The organism is Sphingomonas sp. Y38-1Y, assembly GCF_032391395.1.
Classification (GTDB): domain Bacteria; phylum Pseudomonadota; class Alphaproteobacteria; order Sphingomonadales; family Sphingomonadaceae; genus Sphingomonas.
The window spans coordinates 2,258,181-2,282,902 of sequence record NZ_CP135916.1 but is presented as its reverse complement, the minus strand read 5'-3'; the positions used below and the strand labels follow the sequence as shown (position 1 = coordinate 2,282,902).

Annotated in this window: 25 protein-coding genes; 9 read left to right on the top strand and 16 right to left on the bottom strand. The window is 68.4% G+C overall.

Translation table 11 applies throughout. The annotated features are described in order from the left end of the window. Window positions 1-31: 31 nt before the first annotated feature. On the bottom strand, window positions 32-1,360 hold the full coding sequence (locus RS883_RS10930) for a dicarboxylate/amino acid:cation symporter (protein WP_315760232.1): 1,329 nt from the start codon (window positions 1,358-1,360) through the stop codon (window positions 32-34). Window positions 1,361-1,574: 214 nt separating this feature from the next. On the opposite strand from RS883_RS10930, the gene RS883_RS10925 reads away from it, so the two are divergent. After that, window positions 1,575-2,450 carry an alpha/beta hydrolase family protein gene (locus tag RS883_RS10925; protein ID WP_315760231.1) on the top strand — a complete coding sequence of 292 codons (876 nt, stop codon included), beginning with the start codon at window positions 1,575-1,577 and terminating at the stop codon, window positions 2,448-2,450. Window positions 2,451-2,503: 53 nt separating this feature from the next. Continuing rightward, complete coding sequence (alaS, locus tag RS883_RS10920; protein ID WP_315760230.1) at window positions 2,504-5,152, top strand: alanine--tRNA ligase; 2,649 nt, start codon at window positions 2,504-2,506, stop codon at window positions 5,150-5,152. 288 nt (window positions 5,153-5,440) lie between these two features. On the opposite strand, the gene fdxA is transcribed toward alaS, so the two are convergent. The 4 genes from fdxA to RS883_RS10900 all read right to left on the bottom strand — a co-directional run bounded on the left by fdxA (window position 5,441) and on the right by RS883_RS10900 (window position 9,521). Then, the gene (gene fdxA / locus RS883_RS10915) at window positions 5,441-5,782 is read right to left on the bottom strand and encodes a ferredoxin FdxA (RefSeq protein WP_315760229.1); all 342 of its coding nucleotides are present in this window, start codon (window positions 5,780-5,782) and stop codon (window positions 5,441-5,443) included. Between the two features lie 37 nt (window positions 5,783-5,819). Continuing rightward, window positions 5,820-6,122, bottom strand: a complete 303-nt coding sequence (locus RS883_RS10910) for an RNA-binding S4 domain-containing protein (protein ID WP_315760228.1) — start codon at window positions 6,120-6,122, stop codon at window positions 5,820-5,822. Then, window positions 6,115-8,637, bottom strand: a complete 2,523-nt coding sequence (locus tag RS883_RS10905; RefSeq protein WP_315760227.1) for a helicase-related protein — start codon at window positions 8,635-8,637, stop codon at window positions 6,115-6,117. Before RS883_RS10905 ends, RS883_RS10910 begins: the two co-directional genes overlap by 8 nt. 203 nt (window positions 8,638-8,840) lie before the next feature. After that, window positions 8,841-9,521 (bottom strand): GcrA family cell cycle regulator, encoded by a 681-nt coding sequence (locus tag RS883_RS10900; RefSeq protein WP_315760226.1) that lies wholly within the window; start codon window positions 9,519-9,521, stop codon window positions 8,841-8,843. 75 nt (window positions 9,522-9,596) lie between these two features. On the opposite strand from RS883_RS10900, the gene RS883_RS10895 reads away from it, so the two are divergent. The 6 genes from RS883_RS10895 to RS883_RS10870 all read left to right on the top strand — a co-directional run bounded on the left by RS883_RS10895 (window position 9,597) and on the right by RS883_RS10870 (window position 15,373). After that, window positions 9,597-10,427 (top strand): ABC transporter permease, encoded by an 831-nt coding sequence (locus tag RS883_RS10895; RefSeq protein ID WP_315760225.1) that lies wholly within the window; start codon window positions 9,597-9,599, stop codon window positions 10,425-10,427. Window positions 10,428-10,687: 260 nt separating this feature from the next. Next, a complete protein-coding gene (locus tag RS883_RS10890; RefSeq protein WP_315760224.1) occupies window positions 10,688-11,884 on the top strand; it encodes an aspartate aminotransferase family protein in 1,197 nt (398 codons plus the stop codon). 137 nt (window positions 11,885-12,021) lie between these two features. After that, the gene (gene argF / locus RS883_RS10885) at window positions 12,022-12,939 is read left to right on the top strand and encodes an ornithine carbamoyltransferase (protein ID WP_315760223.1); all 918 of its coding nucleotides are present in this window, start codon (window positions 12,022-12,024) and stop codon (window positions 12,937-12,939) included. Between the two features lie 280 nt (window positions 12,940-13,219). Then, the gene (locus RS883_RS10880; protein WP_315760222.1) at window positions 13,220-14,140 is read left to right on the top strand and encodes an Hsp33 family molecular chaperone HslO; all 921 of its coding nucleotides are present in this window, start codon (window positions 13,220-13,222) and stop codon (window positions 14,138-14,140) included. Window positions 14,141-14,245: 105 nt separating this feature from the next. Beyond that, the gene (locus tag RS883_RS10875; protein ID WP_315760221.1) at window positions 14,246-14,653 is read left to right on the top strand and encodes a hypothetical protein; all 408 of its coding nucleotides are present in this window, start codon (window positions 14,246-14,248) and stop codon (window positions 14,651-14,653) included. Window positions 14,654-14,761: 108 nt separating this feature from the next. Beyond that, window positions 14,762-15,373: a hypothetical protein gene (locus RS883_RS10870; RefSeq protein ID WP_315760220.1), complete on the top strand. Its 612-nt coding sequence runs from the start codon at window positions 14,762-14,764 to the stop codon at window positions 15,371-15,373. A gap of 73 nt (window positions 15,374-15,446) precedes the next feature. Here RS883_RS10870 and RS883_RS10865 read toward each other — a convergent pair whose 3' ends face one another. Beyond that, the gene (locus RS883_RS10865) at window positions 15,447-16,334 is read right to left on the bottom strand and encodes an S-methyl-5'-thioadenosine phosphorylase (protein WP_315760219.1); all 888 of its coding nucleotides are present in this window, start codon (window positions 16,332-16,334) and stop codon (window positions 15,447-15,449) included. A gap of 55 nt (window positions 16,335-16,389) precedes the next feature. Between RS883_RS10865 and RS883_RS10860 the strand changes: the two genes are divergently transcribed. Further along, window positions 16,390-16,806: a DUF2147 domain-containing protein gene (locus tag RS883_RS10860; RefSeq protein ID WP_315760218.1), complete on the top strand. Its 417-nt coding sequence runs from the start codon at window positions 16,390-16,392 to the stop codon at window positions 16,804-16,806. Window positions 16,807-16,809: 3 nt separating this feature from the next. Here the strand turns inward: RS883_RS10860 and RS883_RS10855 are convergent, their stop codons facing one another. From RS883_RS10855 to RS883_RS10810, 10 genes are all read right to left on the bottom strand, one after another. Continuing rightward, window positions 16,810-17,163, bottom strand: a complete 354-nt coding sequence (locus RS883_RS10855; protein ID WP_315760217.1) for an iron-sulfur cluster assembly accessory protein — start codon at window positions 17,161-17,163, stop codon at window positions 16,810-16,812. Window position 17,164: 1 nt separating this feature from the next. Continuing rightward, on the bottom strand, window positions 17,165-17,632 hold the full coding sequence (locus RS883_RS10850; protein WP_409977343.1) for an SUF system Fe-S cluster assembly protein: 468 nt from the start codon (window positions 17,630-17,632) through the stop codon (window positions 17,165-17,167). Beyond that, entirely contained in the window at window positions 17,632-18,846 is a 1,215-nt protein-coding gene (locus RS883_RS10845; RefSeq protein WP_315760215.1) for a cysteine desulfurase, read from the bottom strand. Before RS883_RS10845 ends, RS883_RS10850 begins: the two co-directional genes overlap by 1 nt. Continuing rightward, window positions 18,843-19,892, bottom strand: a complete 1,050-nt coding sequence (locus RS883_RS10840) for a SufD family Fe-S cluster assembly protein (protein WP_315765072.1) — start codon at window positions 19,890-19,892, stop codon at window positions 18,843-18,845. Before RS883_RS10840 ends, RS883_RS10845 begins: the two co-directional genes overlap by 4 nt. A 20-nt stretch (window positions 19,893-19,912) precedes the next feature. After that, window positions 19,913-20,656, bottom strand: coding sequence for a Fe-S cluster assembly ATPase SufC (gene sufC / locus RS883_RS10835; protein WP_315760214.1), 744 nt, complete (start codon window positions 20,654-20,656; stop codon window positions 19,913-19,915). 30 nt (window positions 20,657-20,686) lie between these two features. Beyond that, entirely contained in the window at window positions 20,687-20,989 is a 303-nt protein-coding gene (locus tag RS883_RS10830) for a hypothetical protein (protein ID WP_315760213.1), read from the bottom strand. Next, on the bottom strand, window positions 20,986-22,464 hold the full coding sequence (sufB, locus tag RS883_RS10825) for a Fe-S cluster assembly protein SufB (RefSeq protein WP_315760212.1): 1,479 nt from the start codon (window positions 22,462-22,464) through the stop codon (window positions 20,986-20,988). Before sufB ends, RS883_RS10830 begins: the two co-directional genes overlap by 4 nt. After that, entirely contained in the window at window positions 22,461-22,895 is a 435-nt protein-coding gene (locus tag RS883_RS10820) for an SUF system Fe-S cluster assembly regulator (protein ID WP_315760211.1), read from the bottom strand. Before RS883_RS10820 ends, sufB begins: the two co-directional genes overlap by 4 nt. 56 nt (window positions 22,896-22,951) lie before the next feature. Continuing rightward, window positions 22,952-23,779 (bottom strand): DUF6597 domain-containing transcriptional factor, encoded by an 828-nt coding sequence (locus RS883_RS10815; RefSeq protein WP_315760210.1) that lies wholly within the window; start codon window positions 23,777-23,779, stop codon window positions 22,952-22,954. Window positions 23,780-24,109: 330 nt separating this feature from the next. Further along, window positions 24,110-24,643, bottom strand: coding sequence for a superoxide dismutase family protein (locus tag RS883_RS10810; protein WP_315760209.1), 534 nt, complete (start codon window positions 24,641-24,643; stop codon window positions 24,110-24,112). Window positions 24,644-24,722 lie beyond the last annotated feature (79 nt).

The window sequence follows — 24,722 nt, the reverse complement described above, 5'->3', positions numbered from 1 at the left end:
ACCCCGGCGAAGGCCTTCGCCGGGGTACTAGTTACTCCCCCAGCTTGGAAAAGCTGTCCGGCCCCGTCGCTGGCGGCCCGCCCTTTGGCGAGGGCAGCGGTTCGATCTCGGCGGGCTCCGGCCGATCCAGTCGTCCCGCTTCCCACTTGGCGATCACCGCGCTCGCGACCGCGTTGCCGACCACGTTGGTCGCCGACCGGCCCATGTCGAGGAAGTGGTCGACCGCCAGGATCAGCAGCAGCCCCGCCTCGGGAATGTCGAAGAACGCCAGCGTCGCCGCGATCACCACCAGCGACGCGCGCGGCACGCCGGCGACGCCCTTCGACGTGACCATCAGCACCAGCAGCATCGTGATCTGCTGCCCCAGGCTCAGGTCGATGCCATAGGCCTGCGCGATGAACATCGTCGCAAAGGTCATGTAGATCATCGACCCGTCGAGGTTGAACGAATAGCCGAGCGGCAGCACGAAGCTGGCGATCCGCGGTGGCACGCCGAAGCGGTCGAGCGCCTCCAGCGTGCGCGGATAGGCGGCCTCCGACGACGCCGTCGAGAAGGCGAGGAGTAGCGGATCGCGGATGTAGCGGACGAGCTCCGCCATGCGCGGCCCGACGATCAGGAAGCCGACGCCGATCAGCAGCGCCCACAGTGACGCCATGCCGATGTAGAAGGTGCCCATGAAGTAGGCGAGGGCGCCGATGATGCTCGGCCCCCGCTCGGCCAGCGTCCCCGCCACGGCCGCGAAGACGGCGAAGGGCGCGAACCGCATGACATAGTTGGTGACCTGAAGGATCACCTGCGCCAGCGCCTCGACCCCGCGCAGCAGCGGCGCGGCCTTTTCGCCGACGGCGGTCATCGCCACGCCGATGAACAGGCTGGCGACGACGATCTGGAGAATCTCGTTGGTCGCCATCGCCTCGACGATCGAGGCGGGGACGATGTGGGTGACGAAATCCTTGAGGTTGAAGGCCGCCTTGTCGACGCCAGAGGCCGCCGCTGCGTCGGGAATTGGGATGCCTAGGCTCGCGCCCGGCTGGAACAGATTGACCAGGATCAGGCCAAGGGTCAGCGACACCAGGCTGGCGCACAGGAACCAGCCGATCGCCCGCCCGCCGACGCGCCCCAGCGCCGCGGTATCGCCCATGTGCGCGATGCCGGACACGAGCGTCGCGAACACCAAAGGCGCGATGATCATCTTGATGAGCCGCAGGAACAGCGTCGTGACGATCGAGAAATAGCCGGCAAGCTCCTTCAGCCGCGCATCCCCCGCCTCCGTCCCGGTGAAAGACAGATTTAGCGCAAGCCCCACGACGATGCCGAGCACCAGGCCGATGAGGATATAGAGGGTCAGCCGCTTGGCCACGCAGTCACTCCGATTGGTTCCGCCCGCAACCAAGGGGATTGCGCGGGCCGGGTCAAGTCGGGGAGGTTGGGGCCGCTCTCCGCCGACCGATGTCAGATGCCGCCATCCGACCTGATGTCGCTCACTGCCCGCCGGTCTGGAATGGACCGGGTGAGTCGGTTGCGCATCGCTGCGGCGCGTGAGAGCATCGCCGAAACGATCGACGGGGGCGGCGATGCGGGGGATGAGTCTGGGGCTGGCGGGGCTGTTGCTGATGGCGGCGGCGCCGCAGGAGATGTCGCCGCAAGATATTGACAAGCTGCCGCGGTCCAAGGCCGATTTTGTCCACCGATACGGCCCGGCGCCGATGCAGTTCGGTGAGCTTCGCGTGCCCAAGGGCAAGGGACCGTTCCCGGTCGCGATCCTCTTTCACGGCGGCTGTTTCCTTCGTGCCTATGAGGGGCTCGATGGGACCGCACCGATCGCCACGGCGCTGGCGGCCAAGGGCATCGCGACCTGGAATGTCGAGTACCGCGCGATCGGCGATGCGGGCGGTGGCTGGCCGGGAAGCTATCAGGATTGGGCAGCGGGGGCCGACGCGCTGCGTGCGGTGGCCAGGCGCTATCCGCTCGACCTCAGCCGGGTGATCGTCGTCGGCCACTCGGCGGGCGCGCCGGCCGCGGCGTTCGTGGCGGCACGACCGAAGCTGTCGGGCGATGCTCGCGGGCGCGACCCGATCAGGGTGCGCGCGGCGGTGATCGTCGACGGACCACCCGACCTGTCGGGGCTGGAAGGGCGGGACGAGGCGATCTGTGGTCAGCCCGTGCTCAAGGCCCTCATGGGCGGCACTCAGGCGGAGCAGCCCGCGCGCTATCGGTCGGTGTCGCCGGCGGCGCACCTGCCGCTCGGCGTGCCCACCTATCTGGTCAGTGCATCGCCGGTGCTCGCACCCGACATCGTCGCCAAGTGGCGTGCCCAAGCCGAGGCAAAGGGCGATCGCGTCACGGTGATCGAGCCCAAGGGCGGCGACCATTTCAACATCATCGCGCCGGGCCGCCCGCAATGGACCGAGACGGAGGCGCTGATCGAACGTGCGCTTGCTTTGAAGTAGGGGCCATCAACGCGATGCTTGAGCCCGGACGCGGCGTCGCATAAGCGGCGAACATGACCTCGACCAACGACATTCGCCGCTCGTTCCTCGACTATTTCGCGGGGGAGGGGCACGCGAAGGTGCCCTCGGCGCCGCTGATCCCGCAGAACGACCCGACGCTGATGTTCGTCAACGCGGGCATGGTGCCGTTCAAGAACGTGTTCACCGGCCTGGAAAGCCGCCCCTATTCGACCGCGACGTCCAGCCAGAAGTGCGTGCGCGCGGGCGGCAAGCACAACGACCTCGACAATGTCGGCTATACCGCGCGGCATCACACCTTCTTCGAGATGCTCGGCAACTTCTCGTTCGGCGATTACTTCAAGGATCGCGCGATCGAACTCGCCTGGAACCTCGTTACGCGCGAATGGGGGCTGGCCAAGGATCGCCTGACCGTCACCGTCTATCACACCGACGACCAGGCGTTCGACCTGTGGAAGAAGATCGCCGGGCTGCCCGACGAGCGCATCATCCGCATCGCCACCAAGGACAATTTCTGGGCGATGGGCGCGGACGGGCCGTGCGGGCCTTGCTCGGAGATCTTCTACGATCATGGCGACCATATCTGGGGCGGGCCGCCGGGATCGCCCGAGGAAGATGGCGACCGCTTCGTCGAGATCTGGAACCTCGTCTTCATGCAACACCTGCAGGAGGCGGACCAGATCGTCGGCGACCTGCCGCGCCCGTCGATCGACACCGGCATGGGGCTGGAGCGCGTCGCGGCGGTCATGCAGGGCGTCCACGACAATTACGACACCGACACCTTCAAGGCGCTGATCGCCGAGAGCGTCGCGCTGACCGGCACCCCGGCCGAGGGCGATGCGCGCGCCAGCCACCGGGTGATCGCCGATCACCTGCGCGCGTCGGGCTTCCTCGTCGCCGACGGCGTGCTGCCGGCCAATGAAGGGCGCGGCTATGTTCTCCGCCGCATCATGCGCCGCGCGATGCGGCATGCGCACCTCTTGGGCGCCAAGGACCCGCTGATGCATCGCCTGGTCGGCGGGCTGGTCGCGCAGATGGGCGCCGCCTTCCCCGAGCTGTCGCGCGCGCAGTCGCTGATCGAGACGACGCTGGAACAGGAGGAGACGCGGTTCCGCCGCACGCTCGCCAACGGCCTGCGCCTGCTGGACGAGGCGACCGCGGGGATGGGCGAGGGGGCGACGCTGCCCGGCGAGACCGCGTTCAAGCTCTACGACACCTACGGCTTTCCCTATGACCTGACCGAGGACGCGCTGCGCACGCAGGGGCTGTCGGTCGACCGCAGCGGCTTCGACGCGGCGATGGCCGAGCAGAAGCGCGCGGCGCGGGCGGCGTGGAAGGGATCGGGCGAGAAGGCGTCGGACGAGCTCTGGTACGACCTTGCCGAAGCGGCGGGCGCGACCGAGTTCATCGGCTACTCGGCCGAGGAGGGCGAGGGCCAGGTCGTCGCGATCGTCAAGGACGGCGCGCGCGTCGATCGCGCCGGCGCCGGCGAGGCGGTGGAAATCGTCGTCAACCAGACCCCCTTCTATGGCGAGAGCGGCGGCCAGGTCGGCGATGCCGGCAGCCTGACGACCGAGGGCGGCGTGCGCGCGGCCGTGACCGACGTTCACAAGCATCTCGGCCGTATCTTCGCGCATCAGGCGGTGATCGAGGCGGGCGAGCTCAAGGTCGGCGACGCCGTCCACCTGACCGTCGATCATGCCCGCCGCGGGGCGATCCGCGCCAACCACTCGGCGACGCACCTGTTGCACGAGGCGCTGCGGGAGCGGCTGGGCACCCACGTCGCGCAGAAGGGCAGCCTGGTTGCGCCCGAGCGCCTGCGGTTCGACTTCTCGCAGCCGACCGCGGTCACGGCCGAGCAGATGGCCTCGGTCGAGGCCGATGTGAACGCGCAGATCCGCGGCAACGGCGCGGTCGCGACGCGGGTGATGACGCCCGAGGACGCGATCGCCGAGGGCGCGATGGCGCTGTTCGGCGAGAAATATGGCGACGAGGTCCGCGTCGTGTCGATGGGCACCAACGGCGACGGCTCGACCTATTCGCTCGAGCTGTGCGGCGGCACGCATGTTCGTGCGCTGGGCGATATCGGCCTGTTCAAGGTGGTCGGCGAAAGCGCGGTCAGCTCGGGCGTGCGCCGCGTCGAGGCGCTGACCGGCGAGGCGGCGCGTGCCTATCTGGCGGCGCGCGACGAAAAGCTGCGAGAGGCCGCGGCGGTGCTGAAGGCGACGCCGGACGAGGTGCCCGCGCGCGTCGCGGCGCTGGTCGAGGATCGCCGCCGGCTGGAGCGCGAGCTCGCCGAGGCGAAGAAGGCGCTGGCGCTCGGCGGCGGCGGCGGTGCGCCTGCGGCGGGACCGGAGCAGGTCGGCGGCGTCGCGTTCGTCGGCCGTGTGCTCGACGGGCTGGAGGCCAAGGCGCTGCGCGGCGCGGTCGACGAGGAAAAGGCGCGGATCGGCTCGGGCGTGGTCGCGCTGGTCGCGGTCAACGACGGGCGCGCATCGGTGGCGGTGGGCGTGACCGACGACCTCAAGGACGCCCGGAGTGCGGTCGACCTGGTCAAGGTCGCGGTCACGGCACTCGGCGGCCAGGGCGGCGGCGGGCGGCCCGACATGGCGCAGGGCGGCGGGCCGGACGGGTCGGCGGGCGCGGCGGCGATCGAAGCGGTGAAGGCGGCGCTGGCGGGGTAACGCGAGCGCCCCCAACCCGTTCGTGCTGAGCTTGTCGAAGCACGTGTAACGAGCGCTGGCGTTTGCGACACGTCCTTCGACAAGCTCAGGACGAACGGGCGGCGGCGTCGATTACCAGAAGAAGCGGGATCCCGGATCAGGTCCGGGATGACGTTTGGGGAGTGGGTGCATCCAACCCACTATCGTCACCCCGGACCTGATCCGGGGTCCCGCTTCTCTCTCCTCTAAACTGAAAAGGGGCGCTGCGACCGATCGCTGCGCCCTTTTCAGTTCAATTGCGGGAAAACCTCAATCCCCCGCGCCGGGCTCCGGCGAGAAATACTTGTCGTACTTGCCCTCGACGCCCTTGAACTCGTCGGCGTCGGGCGGCGTCTGCTGCGCGTTGCGCGTGACGTTGGGCCATTGGGCGGAGAAGGTGTTGTTGAGCTCCAGCCACTTCTCCAGCCCGCTCTCGGTATCAGGCAGGATCGCCTCGGCCGGGCATTCGGGCTCGCACACGCCGCAGTCGATGCACTCGCTGGGGTTGATGACGAGCATGTTCTCGCCCTCATAGAAGCAGTCGACCGGACAGACCTCGACGCAATCCATGTACTTGCAGCGGATGCAGGCGTCGGTGACGACGTAGGTCATTGTCGGGTCAGCTCCAGTCGGAAATCGCGGGCCCCGCCTATGCGGCGGCGCTTGGTGCGTCAACGCCCTTGGCGGCGCCCGGGTCCAGGTCCGCGTAACAGGCCTGTGCTTCGGGCGCGGGTCCGCGGCGGTTCGGCAGCGCTTCGACGCGGATCACGCGCACGCGGCCGTGGCACGGAAAGGCGAGGATCGACCCCACCCGCACGCACGCATGCGCACGATCGATCCGCCGCCCGTCGAGCCGCAGCGTGCCTGCCTCCGCGATCGCCTGTGCGGCGCTCCGTGTCTTGGCAAAACGCGTGTACCACAGGAACAGGTCGAGGCGCTGGCCGTCAGCCACGGCCGAAGTCCAGCTCGGCCAGTGCGCCGAACGCGTTGCCCGGGCGCGGCGCAGCCACGGGCGCCGCCTCCCGCCGTCGCGGCCGGCCGCGCCAGGTCCAGGCGGGCGGCTCGTCGCCGCGCGTGCCGTGGCGAAAGCCCAGCATCGCCATCAAGCGCGCAAAGGTTTCCGGCGACAGCCCGATCGAGGTCGCCAGCGCAGGGTCGGGGACGAAGGGCTTGCGCCCCTCCCGCGCGTCGTGCGCCGCGCGGGCGATCCGCTCGACCAGGTCGACGCGAACGAACTGCCCGCCGACGCGGCGAAAGCCGGGCGCGGGGCGGGGGAGCACCGTCGCGCCCGGCGGCGCAGGCTCGGCCGGATTCCTGCCCCGCGCGGCGGCGAGCGCATCGCGCCAGCGCGTCGGCTCGGGCTTGAGCAGTCGCGGATCGAAGACGTCGAGGGTGCCGAGCACGATCCCGGCACGCCGCAACCAGCGCCGCAGCCCCGGATCGAGCAGGTCGATCGAGGCGGCGAGCGCCTCCCGCGGCGCAAGCCCGCCCGCATCGGAAAGCGCGGCGACGAACGCGCGCAGCGGCCCCGGCGCCGCCGGATCGCGCGACGCGCGGTCGAGCGCGACGAGCGCGGGCACGTGCCGCGCGACCTGCCCCTCGATCCAGCGTTCCACCCGCGCCCGCACCTTGTCGCGGAGGGCAAGATCCAGGCAGTCGAGCGCGCGGTCGAGCACCACTTGCGGCCGCGTCAGCACCGGCCCCGGTACCAGCCGCGCGACGACATGGTCGCCCCAGCGTATGGTGGCGCCTTCGCCCAGCGACAGCGCCGCATCCTCCGCATCGACCAGCGCGGTACCGCGCCGCGCGAACTCGCCGGCCAGCCGCTTCTCGGCCGCGGACAGGAGCAGGCGCTTGTCCGCCGCCCGCGCTTCGGGCGCGACGCGGAAGCGGAAGCCGTCGATTCGGCCGAGCTCATGCTCCTCGACCATCACCTCGCCCTGATCGCCGATGACGACGGGGAGATGCCCCGCGCCGGCGCCGATCTGGCGAAGGAGCACGGTCGTGCGCTTGTCGACGAAGCGCTGCGTCAGGCTGGCGTGGAGCGCGTCGGACAGGCGCTCCTCCAGCTCGCGCGTGCGGCCCGCCCAATGCGCCGGATCTTCCAGCCAGTCGCTGCGATGCGCGATGTACGCCCAGCTTCGCGCGGCGGCGATCCGGCCCGCCAGCGTCTCGACATCGCCGTCCAGCCGATCGAGCCGCGCGATCTCGTCGGCGAACCATTGGTGCGGAAGGTGCCCGCGCCCCTCCGACAGATGCTTGAACACGCGCCCGACGAACCGCGCATGCGGATCGACGCCGAGCTTGCGGAAATCGGGCAGGCCGCATGCCGCCCACAGCCGCCGGACGATCATCGGATGGCGCGCGCGCTGGCGCACCCAATCCTCCTCGACCAGTTTCTTCAGCACGGCCAAATCAACCGCTTCGGGCGCGGCGCGCAGCAGCTCGTGGCTGGGCCGCCGCTCGAGGCTGGCCACCAGCGCCTCGATCGAGGCGAAATCGGGCGTGCCCTCGCGCCAGTAAAGATGGCTGAGTGGCGGGACCTTGTGCCCCTCGATCGCCAGCACTTCCTCCGGCGTGAAGGCGCCGGGGCCCTCGTCGACCAGCGCACCGAACGTGCCGTCGCGCTGATGCCGGCCGGCGCGGCCCGCGATCTGCGCCATCTCGGCGACGGTCAGCCGCCGGCGGCGATGGCCGTCGAACTTGTGAAGGCCGGCGAACGCGACATGCGCCACGTCCATGTTGAGGCCCATGCCGATCGCGTCGGTGGCGACGAGATAGTCGACCTCGCCCGCCTGGAACATCGCGACCTGAGCGTTGCGGGTGCGTGGGCTGAGCGCGCCCATGACGACCGCCGCGCCGCCGCGCATCCGTCGGATCGCCTCGGCCACGGCATAGACCTCCTCCGCCGAGAAGGCGACGATCGCCGACCGCTTGGGCAGCCGCGAAAGCTTGCGCGCGCCGGCATAGCTGAGCGTCGAGAAGCGCGGCCGCCCGATAACCTCGGCATCAGGCACCAGCCCCGCCAGCATCGGCCGCAGCGAGTTGGAGCCGAGGATCATCGTCTCGGCGTATCCGCGTGCGTGGAGCAGCCGGTCGGTGAAGACGTGCCCGCGTTCGGGATCGGCGCCGAGCTGCGCCTCGTCGATCCCGACGAACGCCGCCTCGCGCTCCAGCGCGCCGGGTGCCTTGGCCCTGGCGTCGGTGAGCAAAGGCATCGACTCGACGGTGCAGAGGAACCAGCGCGCCTGGGGCGGGACGATCCGCTCCTCACCGGTGACGAGCGCGACCTGATGCTCGCCCTTCACCTTGACGACGCGGTCATAGACCTCGCGTGCGAGCAGGCGGAGCGGAAATCCCATGATGCCGCTCGCGTGACCCATCATCCGCTCGACGGCGAGGTGGGTCTTGCCCGTGTTGGTCGGCCCCAGGACGGCGGTGACCGGGCTACGCGCGAACTGCGTCATGATGCGGTCATCATCGGGCCGGGCAGCGCGGGACGCAAGGGCTTACCGCAAAACAGCCGTTCGTCCTGAGCCTGTCGAAGGACGTGCGTCGGACGTAGCGCTTGGAACACGCCTTCGACAGGCTCAGGACGAACGGTCTGGAGGCGTTTCGTCACCCCACCGTTCGTGCTGAGCTTGTCGAAGCACGTGCCGCAAGCGGACCGTTAGCGAACGCGCGGACCGCCATAAGGGAGCGGCGGCGGGGGACGGCGATCGCGGCGCGGAAGCTGTGCCTGATAGGCGTGGCCGCAATGGTCGACGCAATAGGGGAACCCGGGGTTCACCTTATCGCCGCAGAAGTGGAAGTCGGGCTCGCCCGGATGGCCGATCGGCCACTTGCACACCTTGTCGCTCAGCTCCAGCAGGCTGGTCTTGCCCGCGATCGCGTCGGACGGACGCGCGGGCACCAGGCGGCGGGGCGGGGCGGGCGTGCTCGGCGGCGCCTGTTCGCCGGGGTTCTGGCGGACGAAGCCGCCCGGCCCGACCGAGCGGAGCTCCGTCTGCGGCCGCGGTGCCGGCGTGGCGGCGGCGGGCTCATCGTCGAACATGTCGTCATCCTCGTCCGCTTCGGCCTGAGGCGCGGGGGCGGGCGGCGGCGGCGCGGGCTGCGGCTTGGGCGCGGCGACGGGTTCGGGCTTCGGCGCCTCGGCGACCGGGGCGGGCGCCGCCTCGACATCGGCGTTCGACTTGACGGGCGAGGGGCGCGGCTTGAGGCCCAGGCGGTGTGCCTTGCCGATCACCGCGTTGCGGCTAATCCCGCCCAACTCCTCGGCGATCTGGCTGGCGGTGCTGCCCGATTCCCACATCCGGGTCAGCGTGTCGATGCGTTCCTCGGTCCAGCTCATCTCTATGTCGTTCCCAAATCCAGATCGGTGCATGTCGCCTTGCGACCGCCGGTCGCACCGACTAGTCGCATGGCCATGGCCAGCGAACCCCTGCCCACCGACGACATGTTGCCCCCGCCCGGCGCGCCGGTGATTCGGAGCGTCAATTGGGGGGGCTTGAAGGCGCTCTATGTGAAGGAGGTGCGCCGGTTCTTCAAGGTGCAGCTCCAGACGATCTGGGCGCCGGCGGTGACGACGCTCCTCTACCTGGTGATCTTTACGGTCGCGCTGGGCGGATCGGGGCGGACGGTGATGGGCACGCCCTTCGCCACCTTCATCGCGCCGGGGCTGATCGTGATGGGCATGCTCCAGAACGCGTTCGCGAACGCCAGCTTCTCGCTGCTCGTCGGCAAGATCCAGGGCACGATCGTCGATTACCTGATGCCACCGTTGTCCACCGGAGAACTGCTCGCGGCGCTGGTCGGCGCGTCGGTGACGCGCGCGGTGTTCGTGGGCGCGGCGGTGTGGCTGGCGATGGCGTTGTGGGGCGTCGACGTGTGGCCGCGGCATCCGCTCGCGATCCTGTGGTTCGGGCTGTTCGGATCGGCGATGCTGGCGCTGTTCGGCGTCGTCACCTCGATGTGGGCGGAAAAGTTCGACCATGCCGCGGCGGTGACCAACTTCGTCATCGCGCCCCTGTCGCTGCTGTCGGGCACCTTCTACTCGGTTGACGCGCTTAGCCCCACCTTCCGCGCGATCAGTCACGCCAACCCGTTCTTCTACATCATCTCCGGCTTCCGCTTCGGGTTCCTGGAGCGGGCGGATTCGAACGTGCTGGTGGGCGGGGCGGTGCTGCTGGCGGTCGACGTGGCGCTGGCGGTGCTCTGCTACACGCTGCTGAGGCGTGGTTGGCGGATCAAGAGCTAGGAAGAAGGCTGGTTCACGCAAAGGCGCAAAGGCTCGAAGAGGCTTCTAATTGCCGCGAAGCGGCTCTCTGATGCAGGTGGGTTCGAGCCGCTTCGCGGTGTGATCCAAAATCGCTTCGCGCCTTCGCGCCTTTGCGTGAACCCCCTAGTTCTTCTTTCGCCGCCTTGACCCCCGGCCACCCCCGGTCGTAGAGCGAGCGGCAGGGCGGCCGAACGGTCGCCCTTTCGCGTTCCGGTCTTTCTCACGTCAGGAGTGATCCCATGTCGATCCCAGCGCTCATGCCCGTCTACCCGCGGTGCGATGTGCGTCCGGTGCGAGGCGAGGGTTGCTACCTGATTGGCGAGCGCGGCGAGCGCTATCTCGATTTCGCGAGCGGCATCGCCGTCAACGCACTCGGCCACGGCCACCCGCACCTGACCAAGGCGATCCAGGAGCAGACGGCGACGCTGATGCACGTCAGCAACCTCTATGGCAGCCCGCAGGGCGAGGCGCTGGCGCAGCGCATCGTCGACAACAGCTTTGCCGACACGGTTTTCTTCACCAATTCGGGCGCCGAGGCTGTCGAGTGCGCGATCAAGACCGCGCGCCGCTATCACCATGTGAGCGGCAATCCGGAGCGGCATACGCTCATCACCTTCGACACCGCGTTCCACGGGCGGACGCTCGGCGCAATCTCGGCCACCAACCAGGCCAAGATGCGCGACGGGTTCGAGCCGCTGCTGCCGGGCTTCGCCTATGCGACGTTCAACGATCTCGAAGGCGCGCTGGCGCTGATCGACGGCAACACCGCCGGCTTCCTGGTCGAGCCGATCCAGGGCGAGGGCGGCATTCGTCCCGCCAGCCAGGACTTCATGCAGGGGCTGCGCAAGGCTTGTGACGAGCATGGCTTGCTGCTCGTCCTCGACGAGGTTCAGGCCGGCTATGGCCGCACGGGCAAGTTCCTGGCGCACGAGAATTACGGCATCACGCCCGATATTGCCGCGGTCGCCAAGGGCATCGGTGGCGGCTTCCCGCTCGGCGCGTGCCTGGCGACCGAGGAAGCGGCCAAGGGCATGGTGTTCGGCACCCACGGCTCCACCTATGGCGGCAATCCGCTGGCGATGGCGGCGGGGCAGGCGATCCTCGACGTGATGCTCGAGCCCGGTTTCCTCGACGAGGTGAAGGCCAAGGGCGACCGCCTGCGCCAGGGGCTCGAACAGATGATCCCCAACCATGACGACCTGTTCGACGGCGTTCGCGGGATCGGCCTGATGCTGGGGCTCAAGCTCAAGGACCCGGCGGTCAGCCGCGATTTCGTCGCGCATTGTCGCGACCATCACGGCCTATTGACGGTGGCGGCGGGCGAGAACGTCGTCCGCATCCTCCCGCCGCTGGTGATCGAGGAAGCGCACATTGCCGAGGCAATCGAGAAGCTGTCCGAGGCCGCACGCAGCTACGTGCCGGTCAGCGAGGAATAACCTGATCCTCCCCGCTCGCGGGGAGGGGGACCAGCCGTAGGCTGGTGGAGGGGGAGAGCGGCAAGCGGTGCGTGCGGGGCCAGACCCCCTCCACCGCCTCCGGCGGTCCCCCTCCCCGCGAGCGGGGAGGATTTAAAATGCGCCATTTCCTGAACCTGTCCGATGCCGGTGCCGACGGATGTGCCGCGATCCTGGCCGACGCGCTCGACCGCAAGCGCGCCCGTACCGGCTGGACCAAAGGCCGCGTCGATGCCGATGCGCCGCTCGCCGGACACGTGCTGGCGATGATCTTCGAGAAGAACTCGACCCGCACCCGCGTCAGCTTTGACATGGCGATGCGCCAGCTCGGCGGGCAGGCGATGGTCATGGATGCCGGGACGATGCAGCTCGGCCGCGGCGAGACGGTCGCCGACACCGCGCGCGTCCTGTCGCGCTATGTCGACGGGATCATGATCCGCACCGACGACCATGCCAAGGTCGAGGAGATGGCAGCCCATGCGACCGTGCCCGTCATCAACGGCCTGACCGACGCATCGCACCCGTGCCAGATCATGGCGGACCTGCTGACGATTCTCGACACCGGCCGCTCGCTGCCGGGGCTCAAGGTCGCGTGGCTGGGGGACGGCAACAACGTGCTCGCCTCGATCGTCGAGGCGGCCGGACTCTTCGGCTTCGACGTCGTTTCCGCCTGTCCGCAGGGGTTTCAGCCCGACGAGGCGGTGCTCGCGCTGGGGCAAGGGCGCGCGACCTGTGTCGCGACGCCGGCGGAAGCGGTCGAAGGGGCCGACATCGTCGTCACCGACACCTGGATCTCGATGGGTCAGGCCCATGCCGACGCCAAGCTCGCCGCGATGATGCCGTACCAGGTCGACGCCGCGCTGATGGCCAGGGCCAAGTCCGGCGCCGCCTTCCTCCACTGCCTGCCCGCACACCGCGGCGAGGAAGTGACGGCGGACGTCATCGACGGCCCGCAGTCGCTGATCTGGGACGAGGCCGAGAACCGGCTGCACGCCCAGAAGTCGATCCTGCGCTGGTGCTTCGGCCAGATCGGCTGAGGTTGCCGTAGTAGAGAACGAAGCGGGACCCCGGATCGGGTCCGGGGTGACGAGATTGGGGAGGGTAGCTCTCCCAACTCCCGTCACCCCGGGCTCGACCCGGGGTCCCGCTTATTCTCCTTACGCGGTCGACCGTTGCGAAGCCGCGCCGCGCGCCTATCTACGGTACTCGCCATCACAACCCGTTCGCGCTGAGCTTGTCGAAGCGCTGTCCTTTCTTCTCGGGCTGGGAAGAAGGCAGGACGGGGCTTCGACACGCTCAGCCCGAACGGTAATCGACATGTCCCATCTGCCGCTTCCCCCCACCGACATCGATCGTGCGATCGGCTTCACGCTGCCCGACCAGCATGCGCGTGGGCGCGTCGCGCGGCTGGGGCCGGTGCTGGACGAGATCCTGTCGGCGCACGCCTATCCCCCGGTGATCGAGCGGTTGCTGGCGGAGGCGCTGACGCTGACCGCGCTCCTGGGATCGACGCTCAAGGATGCCGGCGGACAGCTCACGCTTCAGGCGCAGACGCAGCGCGGCATCGTCAGCCTGATGGTCTGCGACTATCAGGGCGGGCGACTCCGCGGCTATGTCCAGTTCGACGCGCATCGCCTGTCGCAGCTCGGTAAGAACCCGTCGATTCATGCGCTCTTCAACAAGGGGCATCTGGCGGTGACCTTCGACCAGGCGTCGTCGGGCGAGCGTTATCAGGGCATCGTGCCGCTGGACGGCGACACGCTGGCGCAGGCGGCGCAGACCTACTTCATGCAGTCGGAGCAGATCCCGAGCCTGGTCACGCTGGGCAGCCGGCGGGACGAGGACGGCAAGCTGGTCGCGGGCGGCCTGTTCCTCCAGTATCTGCCGGAGGGCGAGGAGGGCCGCGAGCGGCTGCACGTCCGCGACGACGTGCCCGAATGGAAGCATGTCGAGGCGCTGGCGGCGACGATGGGTCAGGACGAGCTCGCCGATCCGGCGATCTCGCTCGAGAACCTCGTCTGGCGCCTGTTCAACGAAGAGCGGGAGGTGCGCACGCTGGTTGGTGTCGAGCTCAGCCGCGGGTGCCGCTGCGACCCCGAGTACATCCGCTCGGTGATCGCCAAGTTCCCGGAAGCGGAGCGGGCGGAGATGGCGGACGAGGCGGGGATCATCTCCGTGGACTGCGCCTTTTGCGCCACGAAGTTCCCGGTCACGCTTGCCGAAGTGAGCGCAGGCTGAACGAGCGCTTGCAACTCGGCAGCCGGCTCCCCAGATGATTATTGAACGGTTGCGTCGGCCAATTGGGGGTCGCCGACGCAGCCGATGATCTCGGGGAGTAGAGTCATGGGTTTCGATCGTCGCTTGCGCGCCGTGCTGGGCGGCGTGCTGGCTTTGGGCGCGAGTGTGGCGACAGCCGCCCCGGCACAGGCGCCGGTGCTCAAGGTGCTGAGCCAGATCGAGCCGGGTCGCTGGCAGCTGCGCGAAGTCGACAGCAAGACCGAGCGGACCGTCTGCATCAGCGATCCGCGCATCCTGATCCAGCTTCATCATGGCAGCGCGCAATGCTCGCGCTTCGTCATCGACAATCAGGCGGATGCCGGGACCGTACATTATACCTGCTCGGGTGCCGGTCATGGCCGCACGACCCTGTCGGTGGAGACGCCGCGGCTGTTGCAGATCGAGACGCAGGGGCTCGCAAACGGCCTTCCGTTCGAGAGCAAGATCGAGGCCCGGCGCCTGGGCGGCTGTTGAACTGCGTACCGCGGCGGGACGAAGCGCCCGCCGAGCGGTTGCCACGTCGCCCACGCCGCCGCTAAACCGGCCGTCCGCCACACGCCGGCGGGCGGAAGGATAAGAGCCGTGCGCAAGCCGATGACCGTTGCCGCGCTGACCGAATTGGGCCGCGTGCAGCTGTCGCCCAATTTCTTCATGCGCGACTTCCTCTATTCGGAGGTTGCGGCGATCCACGGCCTGTCGAACATCCCCGACAATCCCGATCTCGCGATTGAAGCGGGTAAGCGGCTGTGCACCGAACTGCTCGAACCGCTTCAGGACGCGTTCGGGCGGATCACCATCCGCTCGGCCTATCGCTCGGCAGAGGTCAACAAGCTCGGCAACGCCAAGGGGCATAATTGCGCGCCGAACGAGCGCAACTACGCCGCGCACATCTGGGACGTGCGCGATGCCAAGGGGCAGATGGGCGCGACCGCGTGTATCGTCGTGCCCAGCTTCGCCAACCGCTTCGACCAGCCCGGCGACTGGAAGCGGATCGCCTGGTGGGTCCACGACCATCTGCCCTATGCCACGATGGAGTTCTTCCCCGTCCGCTGGGCGTTCAACTTGGGCTGGCATGAGACGCCGTCGCGGATGATCTACAGCCACGTCCCCGACGAGCGCGGCTATCTGACCAAGCCCGGCATGGCGAACCACGAGGGGAGCCACGAAGCGGAGTGGGCGGCGATCCTGCCCTGAACCCCGTCACCCCGGACTTGATCCGGGGTCCCGCTTCTTCTTCTGTCCCGACCTTCAAAAGCGGGACCCCGGATCAAGTCCGGGGTGACGAAGCAGGTTTGAGCACCCGCCCGGCAACGGCATCCAGTTTCGCGATCACGGCCGGATCCCGCGCACTCGGCGCGGTGATGAGCGCTGCGTCCAGGCAGGTGTCGATCGGCGAGGGCGGGCGCTCGGCCGGCAGCGAGCGGAGCAGGTGGACGACCATTGCCCGAGCCTTTGCCGCATTGGCCGAAAGCTGGCGGATCACCGCAGCGACGTCCACCGCCGCCTCGTCCTCGCGCCAACAATCATAGTCGGTGACCATCCCGACCAGCGCATAGGGGAGCTCAGCCTCCCGCGCGAGCTTGGCTTCGGGAATCGCGGTCATGCCGATGACGTCGCAGCCCCACTGGCGATAGAGGTTGCTCTCCGCCCGGGTCGAGAATTGCGGCCCTTCCATCGCCAGATAGGTGCCGCCGCGATGCACCGCCGCGCCCGCCGCTTCCGCCGCATCGGCGGCGATGCTCGACAGGCGCGAGCAGACCGGGTCGGCCATCGACACATGCGCGACCATGCCGCTGCCGAAGAAGCTCGACACGCGGCCCTGGGTCCGATCGATGAACTGGTCGACGATCGTGAACGTGCCGGGCGCCCGCGTTTCCGCCAGGCTACCGACCGACGAGACCGCAAGCACGTCGGTGACACCCAGCCGCTTCAGCGCATCGATATTGGCGCGCGCGTTGAGCTCGCCCGGCGAGAGGCGATGGCCGCGGCCGTGGCGCGGCAGGAACGCGACGCCGACATGGCCGATCCGCCCGGTGAAGATCGCGTCCGACGGCGCCCCCCACGGCGTCTCGACCTCGACCCAGCGACCGTCCTCGATCCCCTCGACGTCATAGAGGCCGGACCCGCCGATGATCCCGATCGTCCATCCGCCCATGTCCGTCCTCCGCCAGTCATTGCCGCGACAGCTTCCAGGCCCTAGTCAGATCGCCATGAAGCGCAACGCCCTGATCGCCGCCGCCTTTTCGGCACTCTCCATTGCCGCGCCGGCGCATGCCGCCGATCCGGTCGCCGGACGCTGGCTGACTGAGGGTGGGCAGGCGATCGTCGCCATCCGTCCGTGCGGGGCGAACCTGTGCGGCGCGATCGAGCGGGTGGTGAAGCCGACGCCGGGCGCGCCGACGACCGATGCCAAGAACCCCAACCCGGCGCTGCGCAGTCGCCCTTATGTGGGGCTGACGATCCTTTCGAACTTCAAGGACGCGGGAAGCGACTGGCGCGGCCAGATCTACGACCCGAAGTCAGGCAAGACCTATCGCTCGATGCTCAAGGCCGCGGGCAACAATCTCGAGGTCAAGGGCTGCGTCGCGGTGTTCTGCCGCTCTCAGACCTGGACGCGGGTCAAGTAAGCTTCAGACCGTAAAGCTTTCGCCGCAACCGCACGCGCCCTTGGCGTTGGGGTTGTTGAAGACGAAGCCGGCGGTGAAGTCGTCCTCGACCCAGTCCATCGTCGATCCGATCAGGTACAGCACCGACCCGCCATCGACGAAAAAGGTGCCGCCGGGCGTCTCGATCCGCTCGTCCATCGGGTTGGCGGTGGTCACGTAATCGACCGAATAGGCGAGGCCCGAGCACCCGCGCCGCGGCGTCGACAGCTTGACGCCGATCGCGCCATCGGGCGCGCGCGACATGAGGTCGGCGACACGCGCCTCGGCCGTCGGGGTCAGATGGATCGCCTGGGGGCGGGCGCGGGTGGTGGTCGTCATCTCAAAGCATCCCGAGTTCGAGGCGCGCCTCGTCGGACATCTTCATCGGGTCCCAGGGCGGATCCCAGACGAGGTTGACGTCGACGGTGCCGACGCCCGGTACGCTGCCGACGCGAAGCTCGACCTCGGTCGGCATCGATTCGGCGACGGGGCAGTGCGGCGTCGTCAGCGTCATCGTGACCGCGGCATGGCCCTCCTCCGACACTTCGACGCCATAGATCAGGCCCAGGTCATAGATGTTGACCGGGATCTCGGGGTCGAAAATGTCCTTGAGCGCCTCAATGATGCCGTCATAGACCGCGCCGCCGGGCTGGCCGGCGGCGACGCCCTGCGGCTTTTCGGCCAGGAAGCCGTCGAGATAGTCGCGCGTGCGCTCGGCGCGAGCCGGTGCTTCCTCGACGTCGCTCACGCGCGCGCGGGGCGGGGCGCTGACCGCGTCAACTTCCTCGATCTTGATGTTCTCATCCATCATCCGAAAATCCGTGTAACGCGTTGTATTCCCTCGACGAGAGCGGCGACATCGCGCGGGCCGTTATAGACGCCGAAGCTGGCGCGCGCGGTGGCCGAGACGCCGAGCACTTCCATCAGCGGCTGAGCGCAATGGTGGCCCGCGCGGATCGCCACGCGTCCCTCGTCCAAGATGGTGCCGACGTCGTGCGGATGCACCCCCTCGACCTCGAAGCTGACGATGCCCGCCGAAGTCTCCGGCCCGAACAGCCGCACCGAGTTGAGCGAGGCGAGCGCCGCGCGTGTCTCGGCCACCAGCGCGCTCTCATGCGCGTGGATCGCGTCCAGCCCAATGCCCTCTACATAGTCGATCGCGGCATGAAGCCCGAGCACGCCGACGATGTGCGGCGTCCCCGCCTCGAACCGTGCGGGCGGCGGGGCGAAGCTGGTGCCGGCGAACGACACCTTGTCGATCATCGCGCCGCCCCCCTGATAGGGCGGCATCGCCTCCAGCAGCTCACCGCGGCCCCACAGCACGCCGATCCCGGTTGGTCCATACAGCTTGTGCGCCGAAAAGACGTAGAAGTCGCAGCCGAGCGCGGCGACGTCGACAGGCATGCGGGGCACCGCCTGGCATCCATCGAGCAGCAGCTTGGCCCCGACGCCGTGCGCCAGCGCCGCCGCACGCCCGGCATCCAGGATCGCGCCGGTGACATTCGAGACATGCGCCAGCGCGACCAGCTTGTGCGCGGGCGTCAGCATCGCCGCCATCGCGTCCAGATCGATCGCGTGATCGGCGGTCAGCGGCACCACGTCGATCTCGACGCCGATCCGCGACGCGACGAGCTGCCACGGCACGATGTTGGAATGATGCTCAAGCTGCGACAGGAGGATGCGGTCGCCGGGCTTGAGCTGCGTCGCCGCCCAGCATTGCGCGACGAGATTGATCCCCTCGGTCGCACCGCGCACGAACACGCACTCCTCCGGCGCTGCGGCACCGATGAAGTCCGCCACCCGCCGCCGCGCCGCCTCATAGGCGAGCGTCATGTCGGCCGAACGCTGGTACACGCCGCGATGCACGGTGGCATAGGTCGTGTCGTAGGCGCGGGTGATCGCGTCGATCACCGGCTTCGGCTTCTGCGCCGTCGCGGCGGTGTCGAGATATGCCCAACCGTCGGGGATCGCCGGGAAGTCGGCGAGGCGATCGAGCGGCCGGGCCTCTGTGACAATGCTCATAGCGCCGCCGCCAGCCATGCCTCGGCATCCGCCGCGAATGCTTCGCGCACGGCGTCCTCGCCGATGCGGTCGATCGCGTCGGCGACGAAGGCGCGTGTCAGGATCGCCTTGGCCGACCCCTCGGGAATGCCGCGCGATTGCAGGTAGAACAGCGCGCGAGCGTCGAGTTCGCCGACCGTCGCGCCGTGCGCGCATTTCACGTCGTCGGCAAAGATCTCCAGCTCGGGCTTTAGGTTCACGGTTGCCGTGCGCTGCAAAAGAAGTCCGCGAAGTGACTGTTCGCCATCGGTTTTCTGCGCGCCGCGCACCACATCAACCCGCGCGGCGAGGCTCGCGACCGACCGATCGGCCGCGACCGCGCGCCAGATCTGGCGGCTCGATCCGTCGAGCGCGGCGTGGCGGACCGTTACCGCACATTCATGCCGCTGCTCGCCGCGGGTGAGAAGGGCGCCGCCCATTTCGGCAAAACCGCCATCGCCGGTGACGATGAGTTCGCCGTCGATCCGGCTCGACGCGCCGCCCGCGCCCAGGAACAGGCTGGCGAGGCTCGCCGCCTGACCGATCTCGGCCTCCTCGCGGATGCTGACGAAACCGCTCGACTGAAGCAGCCGGACCGAGCGCATCAGGCGCGCGCCCTCGGCCAGCCGGATTGTCGTCAGCCGGTTGGTCCAGCCGGTGCCGACGAACGTCTCGACGACCGAAGCGACGGCGTCACGACCAAGTTCGATGAGACCCGGCACATGGTTCTCGCCGCCGGTCGCAACGTGCACGATCTGCACGCCGGTGACGGCGCGCTCGGCCTCGAGGCTCAGTCGCCAGCCGGTGCCCGCGGTGGCGGCGCCAAGCGGATGCGCGGTTTCTGGCGTGATCGCCTCGACCACGACTTCGCACGGATTGCTAAGACCGGGGCGGAACACGCCGTCTTCAAAGACGAGCCGTGGGCCATCACCCTCGATCCACAGGCCGTCGATCGCTGCCGCCTCGCCGCGTGGCGTTGCGCGGCCGGCTTCGAGCGCGGCGAGGTCGGCCCAGCGCCACGCCTCCATCCGGTTGGTGGGAAGCTGCGTCACGCCGCGATCGCTCCGTAACCCTCACGCTCGAGATCGGCGGCAAGCTCCGCGCCACCCGAGCGGACGATCCGCCCGTCGGCAAGGACATGGACGAAGTCGGGCCGCACATAATCGAGCAGGCGCTGATAGTGGGTGATGAGCACCACCGCCTTGTCGGGCGCGCGCATGATGCGGTTGATGCCGTCGCCGACGATGCGCAGCGCATCGATGTCGAGTCCGCTGTCGGTCTCGTCGAGAACGGCCAGGCGCGGGTCGAGGATGCCCATCTGCACCATCTCGTTCCGCTTCTTCTCACCGCCCGAAAAACCGACATTGACCGGGCGCTTCAGCATCTCGGCGTCCATGCCGAGCGCGGAGGCCTGCGCCCGCGCGAGCTTGAGAAAGTCGCCGCCCGACAGCGGCTCCTGCCCCCGCGCGCGCCGCTGACTGTTCAGCGCCTCGCGCAGGAACTGAAGGTTGGAGACGCCGGGAATCTCGACCGGATATTGGAAGCCGAGGAACAGGCCGGCGGCGGCGCGCTCATGCGCGTCCATCTCCAGCAGGTCCTCGCCGTCGAAGCTGACCGACCCGTCCGTCACCTCATACGCATCGCGGCCGCCCAGGACATAGCCGAGGGTCGACTTGCCCGCGCCGTTCGGCCCCATGATCGCGTGCACCTCGCCCGCATTCACGGTGAGCGAAAGGCCCTTGAGAATGGGCTTGCCGTCGATTTCGGCGTGGAGATTATCGATCTGAAGCATGGACTTGGCTGTTCTTCTTCCGATTGGACGTCAGGGCTGTGGTTCGTCGGCCAGGTCGCCGTCGACCTGCTCGGCGGAGGCCGGGTCCTCGAGCACCTTGCGCGTGGAGGCGTCGACACGATCGAGCATCGCGGCATCCTCCGGCCGGGCGGCGCGGCGGCGGTCGGCGCACGCCTTGAGCGCCGCGTCGTGGATGGCGAGGCGGGCGGCGAGTTCGGTGGGTGGGTCGATCATCGCCGGATCGGCATTGATCCGCGACGACAGGCAATCGGCATAGGCCGCGACCGACCCGCTCGGCACCGCCTGCATTTCGAGGGCAAGCGCCAGGATCACCCGACGCTCCCCTCGAGCGAGATGCCGAGCAGCTTCTGCGCCTCGACCGCGAACTCCATGGGGAGCTGCTGAAGCACCTCTCGCGCGAAGCCGTTGACGATCAGCGCCACCGCCGCCTCGCTGTCGAGGCCGCGCTGCTGAGCGTAGAACATCTGGTCTTCGCTGATCTTCGAGGTCGTCGCCTCATGCTCGATCTGCGCGGAGGGATTGCGGACCTCGATATACGGCACCGTATGCGCGCCGCACTGGTCGCCCAGCAACAGGCTGTCGCACTGGGTGAAGTTGCGCACCCCCTCCGCACCCGGAGCCACGCGGACGAGACCGCGATAGGTGTTGTCCGACCGGCCGGCGCTGATCCCCTTCGACACGATCGTCGAACGCGATCCCTTGCCGTTGTGGATCATCTTCGTGCCGGTGTCGGCCTGCTGGCGGCCGTTGGTGACGGCTACCGAGTAGAATTCGCCGACGCTGTTCTCGCCGTTCAGCACGCAGCTCGGATACTTCCACGTCACCGCGCTGCCGGTCTCGACCTGGGTCCAGGACACCTTGCTGTTCTTGCCCTGGCACAGCGCGCGTTTGGTAACGAAGTTATAGATGCCGCCGACGCCGTTCTCGTCGCCCGGATACCAGTTCTGGACGGTCGAGTATTTGATCTCGGCATCGTCGAGCGCGACCAGCTCGACCACCGCAGCGTGGAGCTGGTTCTCGTCGCGCATCGGAGCGGTGCAGCCCTCGAGATAGCTGACGTACGCGCCCTTATCGGCGACGATCAGCGTTCGCTCGAACTGGCCGGTATTCTCGGCATTGATGCGGAAATAGGTCGACAGCTCCATCGGGCAGCGAACACCCTCCGGAATGTAGACGAAGGTGCCGTCGGAGAAGACCGCGCAATTGAGCGTCGCAAAGTAGTTGTCACGCTGAGGGACCACCTTGCCCAGCCACTGGCGGACGAGATCGGGGTACTCACGGATCGCCTCGCTGATCGACAGGAAGATCACGCCCGCGCGCTTCAGCTCCTCGCGGAACGTGGTCGCGACGCTGACGCTGTCGAACACCGCGTCGACCGCGACCTTGCGTGCGCCCTCGACCCCCGCCAGCACTTCCTGCTCGGCGATGGGGATGCCCAGCTTCTCGTACGTGCGGCGGATCTCCGGATCGAGCTCGTCCAGCGACTGGATCGTCTTCTTTTGCTTGGGCTCCGCGTAATAGTACGCGTCCTGATAGTCGATCGGCGGGATGTTCAGCTTGGCCCAGTCCGGCGCCTCCAGCGTCTGCCACAGGCGAAACGCCTTCAGCCGCCATTCGAGCATCCACTCGGGCTCGTTCTTCTTGGCACTGATATAGCGAACCGTGTCCTCGCTCAGCCCCTTGGGCGCGAATTCCTGCTCGACCTCGGTCGCGAAGCCCCACTCATACTTCTTGTTGGCGGCGGCCAGCGCCTCGGCGTTCTTCACCGCCACGGCAGTCTCGGTCATGCTTCAACTCCAAGGCGCGCAGGCTCATGCGCGCCGATCAGATGGCTCAAGGTGACGCCGGCGAGCGCGCCGCGGACGGCGCCGTTCACCGCATCCCAATGCGGGCGGACCTCGCACGCGCCCTCGATCGCGCAGTCGTGCCGACCATGCTCGACACAGGGCGTCATCGCGATCGGCCCCTCGATCGCCTCGACGATGTCGGCAAGCGTGATCGCCGCCGGCGGCCGGGCGAGGCGAAAGCCGCCGCCGGTGCCGCGCGAACTCTCGATCAGACCCGCTGCCGACAACCGGCTGACGAGCTTCTGCACCGTCGGCAGCGGCAGGCCCGTTTCCGCCGCGAGAAGCGTCGCATTGAGGCGCACCGACCCGCACTGGCGGGCGGCGGCGCGCATCATCACGACGGCATAGTCGGCCTGGGCGGAAAGGCGCATGGTTCCAATCGGACGTTTTCGTTCCGATTGCCAAATGGGACCGCGAGCACGCGGGGTCAACCCCGGTCCGGCGGCGCCAGTTCGTTGAAGGCGGTGGGCGCCAGCGTCATCGCCAGCACCGGATCCATCTTCGCGGCGAGCGTGCCGGGGGTGTGGCCGGTGAAGTGGCGGATCTCCCGGATCATGTGCGGCTGGTCGTAGAAAACCTCTGCCACCATCCGCGGTTCGGCACCGTCCGCCAGCGCGGCGGCGGCGCGCAGTGCGCGGAACTTGCGTTCGAGGAGCTTGGGCGGTGCGCCAAAATACTGGTTCACCAGCCGAACGACCTGACGAGAGGAGAGGGGGATCGCGTCGAACAATGCCTGGATTCGCGGCGCGTCGCTGCTGGCGAGCCAGGCGCGGACCGATTCACACAGGCGCTGATGCTCAGCCGGGATCGGGCGGGCGCGGGCCAGCAGGAACGGCTCGACCTCGGCCGCCATCGCCTCGATCGTGTCGAGCGTCCGCAGCGTTTCGAGCAGCGCGGTGCCATCGGGACCGAAGATCGCCTCGCCATCGGTGACGTGGTCGGCGCGCTCATGCGCGGGCACGCCGATCAGTGAGAACCAGCCGACCGGGCGCAGCGCCATGCCGAAGCAGTGGAACGGCCCGTCGACGCGATATCGTGCGGCGCCGGTGCCGGGGCCGTTGATCATGATCGGGGTGGACGCCTCGGCATAGCCGTCGGCAAAGTGGAGTTCGCCCGTCCCCTTCAGCATGAAGCGGACCTGGCCGACATCGGCGCGCTCGACCCCCTCGACCACTCGGTCGTCCGACCGATACCAATAGAAGACCGTCACCAGCGACGCGATCGCCGGCGATGGCTGCAGGAACTCAAGCTGCATCCGTGCGCCCCATTTGGCGACAGACGTCCGAGTGCCCCCACCGGATCGCTGCCGCCCGGTAAGCTTTGGTTTACTTTGATGCGACGGGAAAGTGCCGTTTACGCATCGTTGCGCGGCAACGCCTCGCCACGACACAAAAAAAGAGCGGTCTCCCCTCACGAGGAGACCGCCCTGAGAAAAAGGCCCCTGTTAGGAACCTCTTGGGTCGCGGGGTTGCTCTAGGCCCGGTTCGCCGAGTCGGTCTTGTACGGAAATGACAAAGATACGGGCTCTGCCAATCCGACACCGCTTGGCGAGGCGTTTCGGCAACATGATCGTTATGCGGTCGGATCAGGCGCGGCGAAAGACGCCGCAGGCGATTCGGCCGCCGCTGTTCCCCGATGGGTCGGTCCGCATGTCGTCGGGGCCGGCATGGATCATCATCGCCGATCCGTCTGCGTCTAACAGCCCGTCGAAGGTGCCGCCGGGCAGTGTGAAGGTCAGCGTACCGGTGCCGTCGCTCGCCACGTCCAGGTTGGGCATGTCGCCGGCGTGCGGGCCCGCCGGGTTCTGCATGCCATGCTTCTTCGTGTCCGGGTTCCAATGGCCGCCGGCCGACTCGAACGTCGGCGCGTCGCAGCGGCCGACGGTATGGACGTGCGCGCCGTGCGGGCCGGGAGGCATGTTGCGCCCATCGACCATGATCTGGATACCGCCCGACGTCGCGGTGGCGGTCGCACGGCCGACCGACTGGCCATTTGCCGTGACGAGATCCGCAACCGCGCTCGGCTCGCTGCCGCCGCCCGAACCGTTGTTCATGGTGCATCCGCCGAGCATCGCCGCGCCGAGCGCCGCCCCGACCAGCATCGCCTTGTCGATCCGCATCTTTTCCTCCTGCCTTTTGTTTCAGCCGAATGCGCCGCGCCGCGAGTCGTTCCGCTCACGACTTGACCCGTCGCGTCGC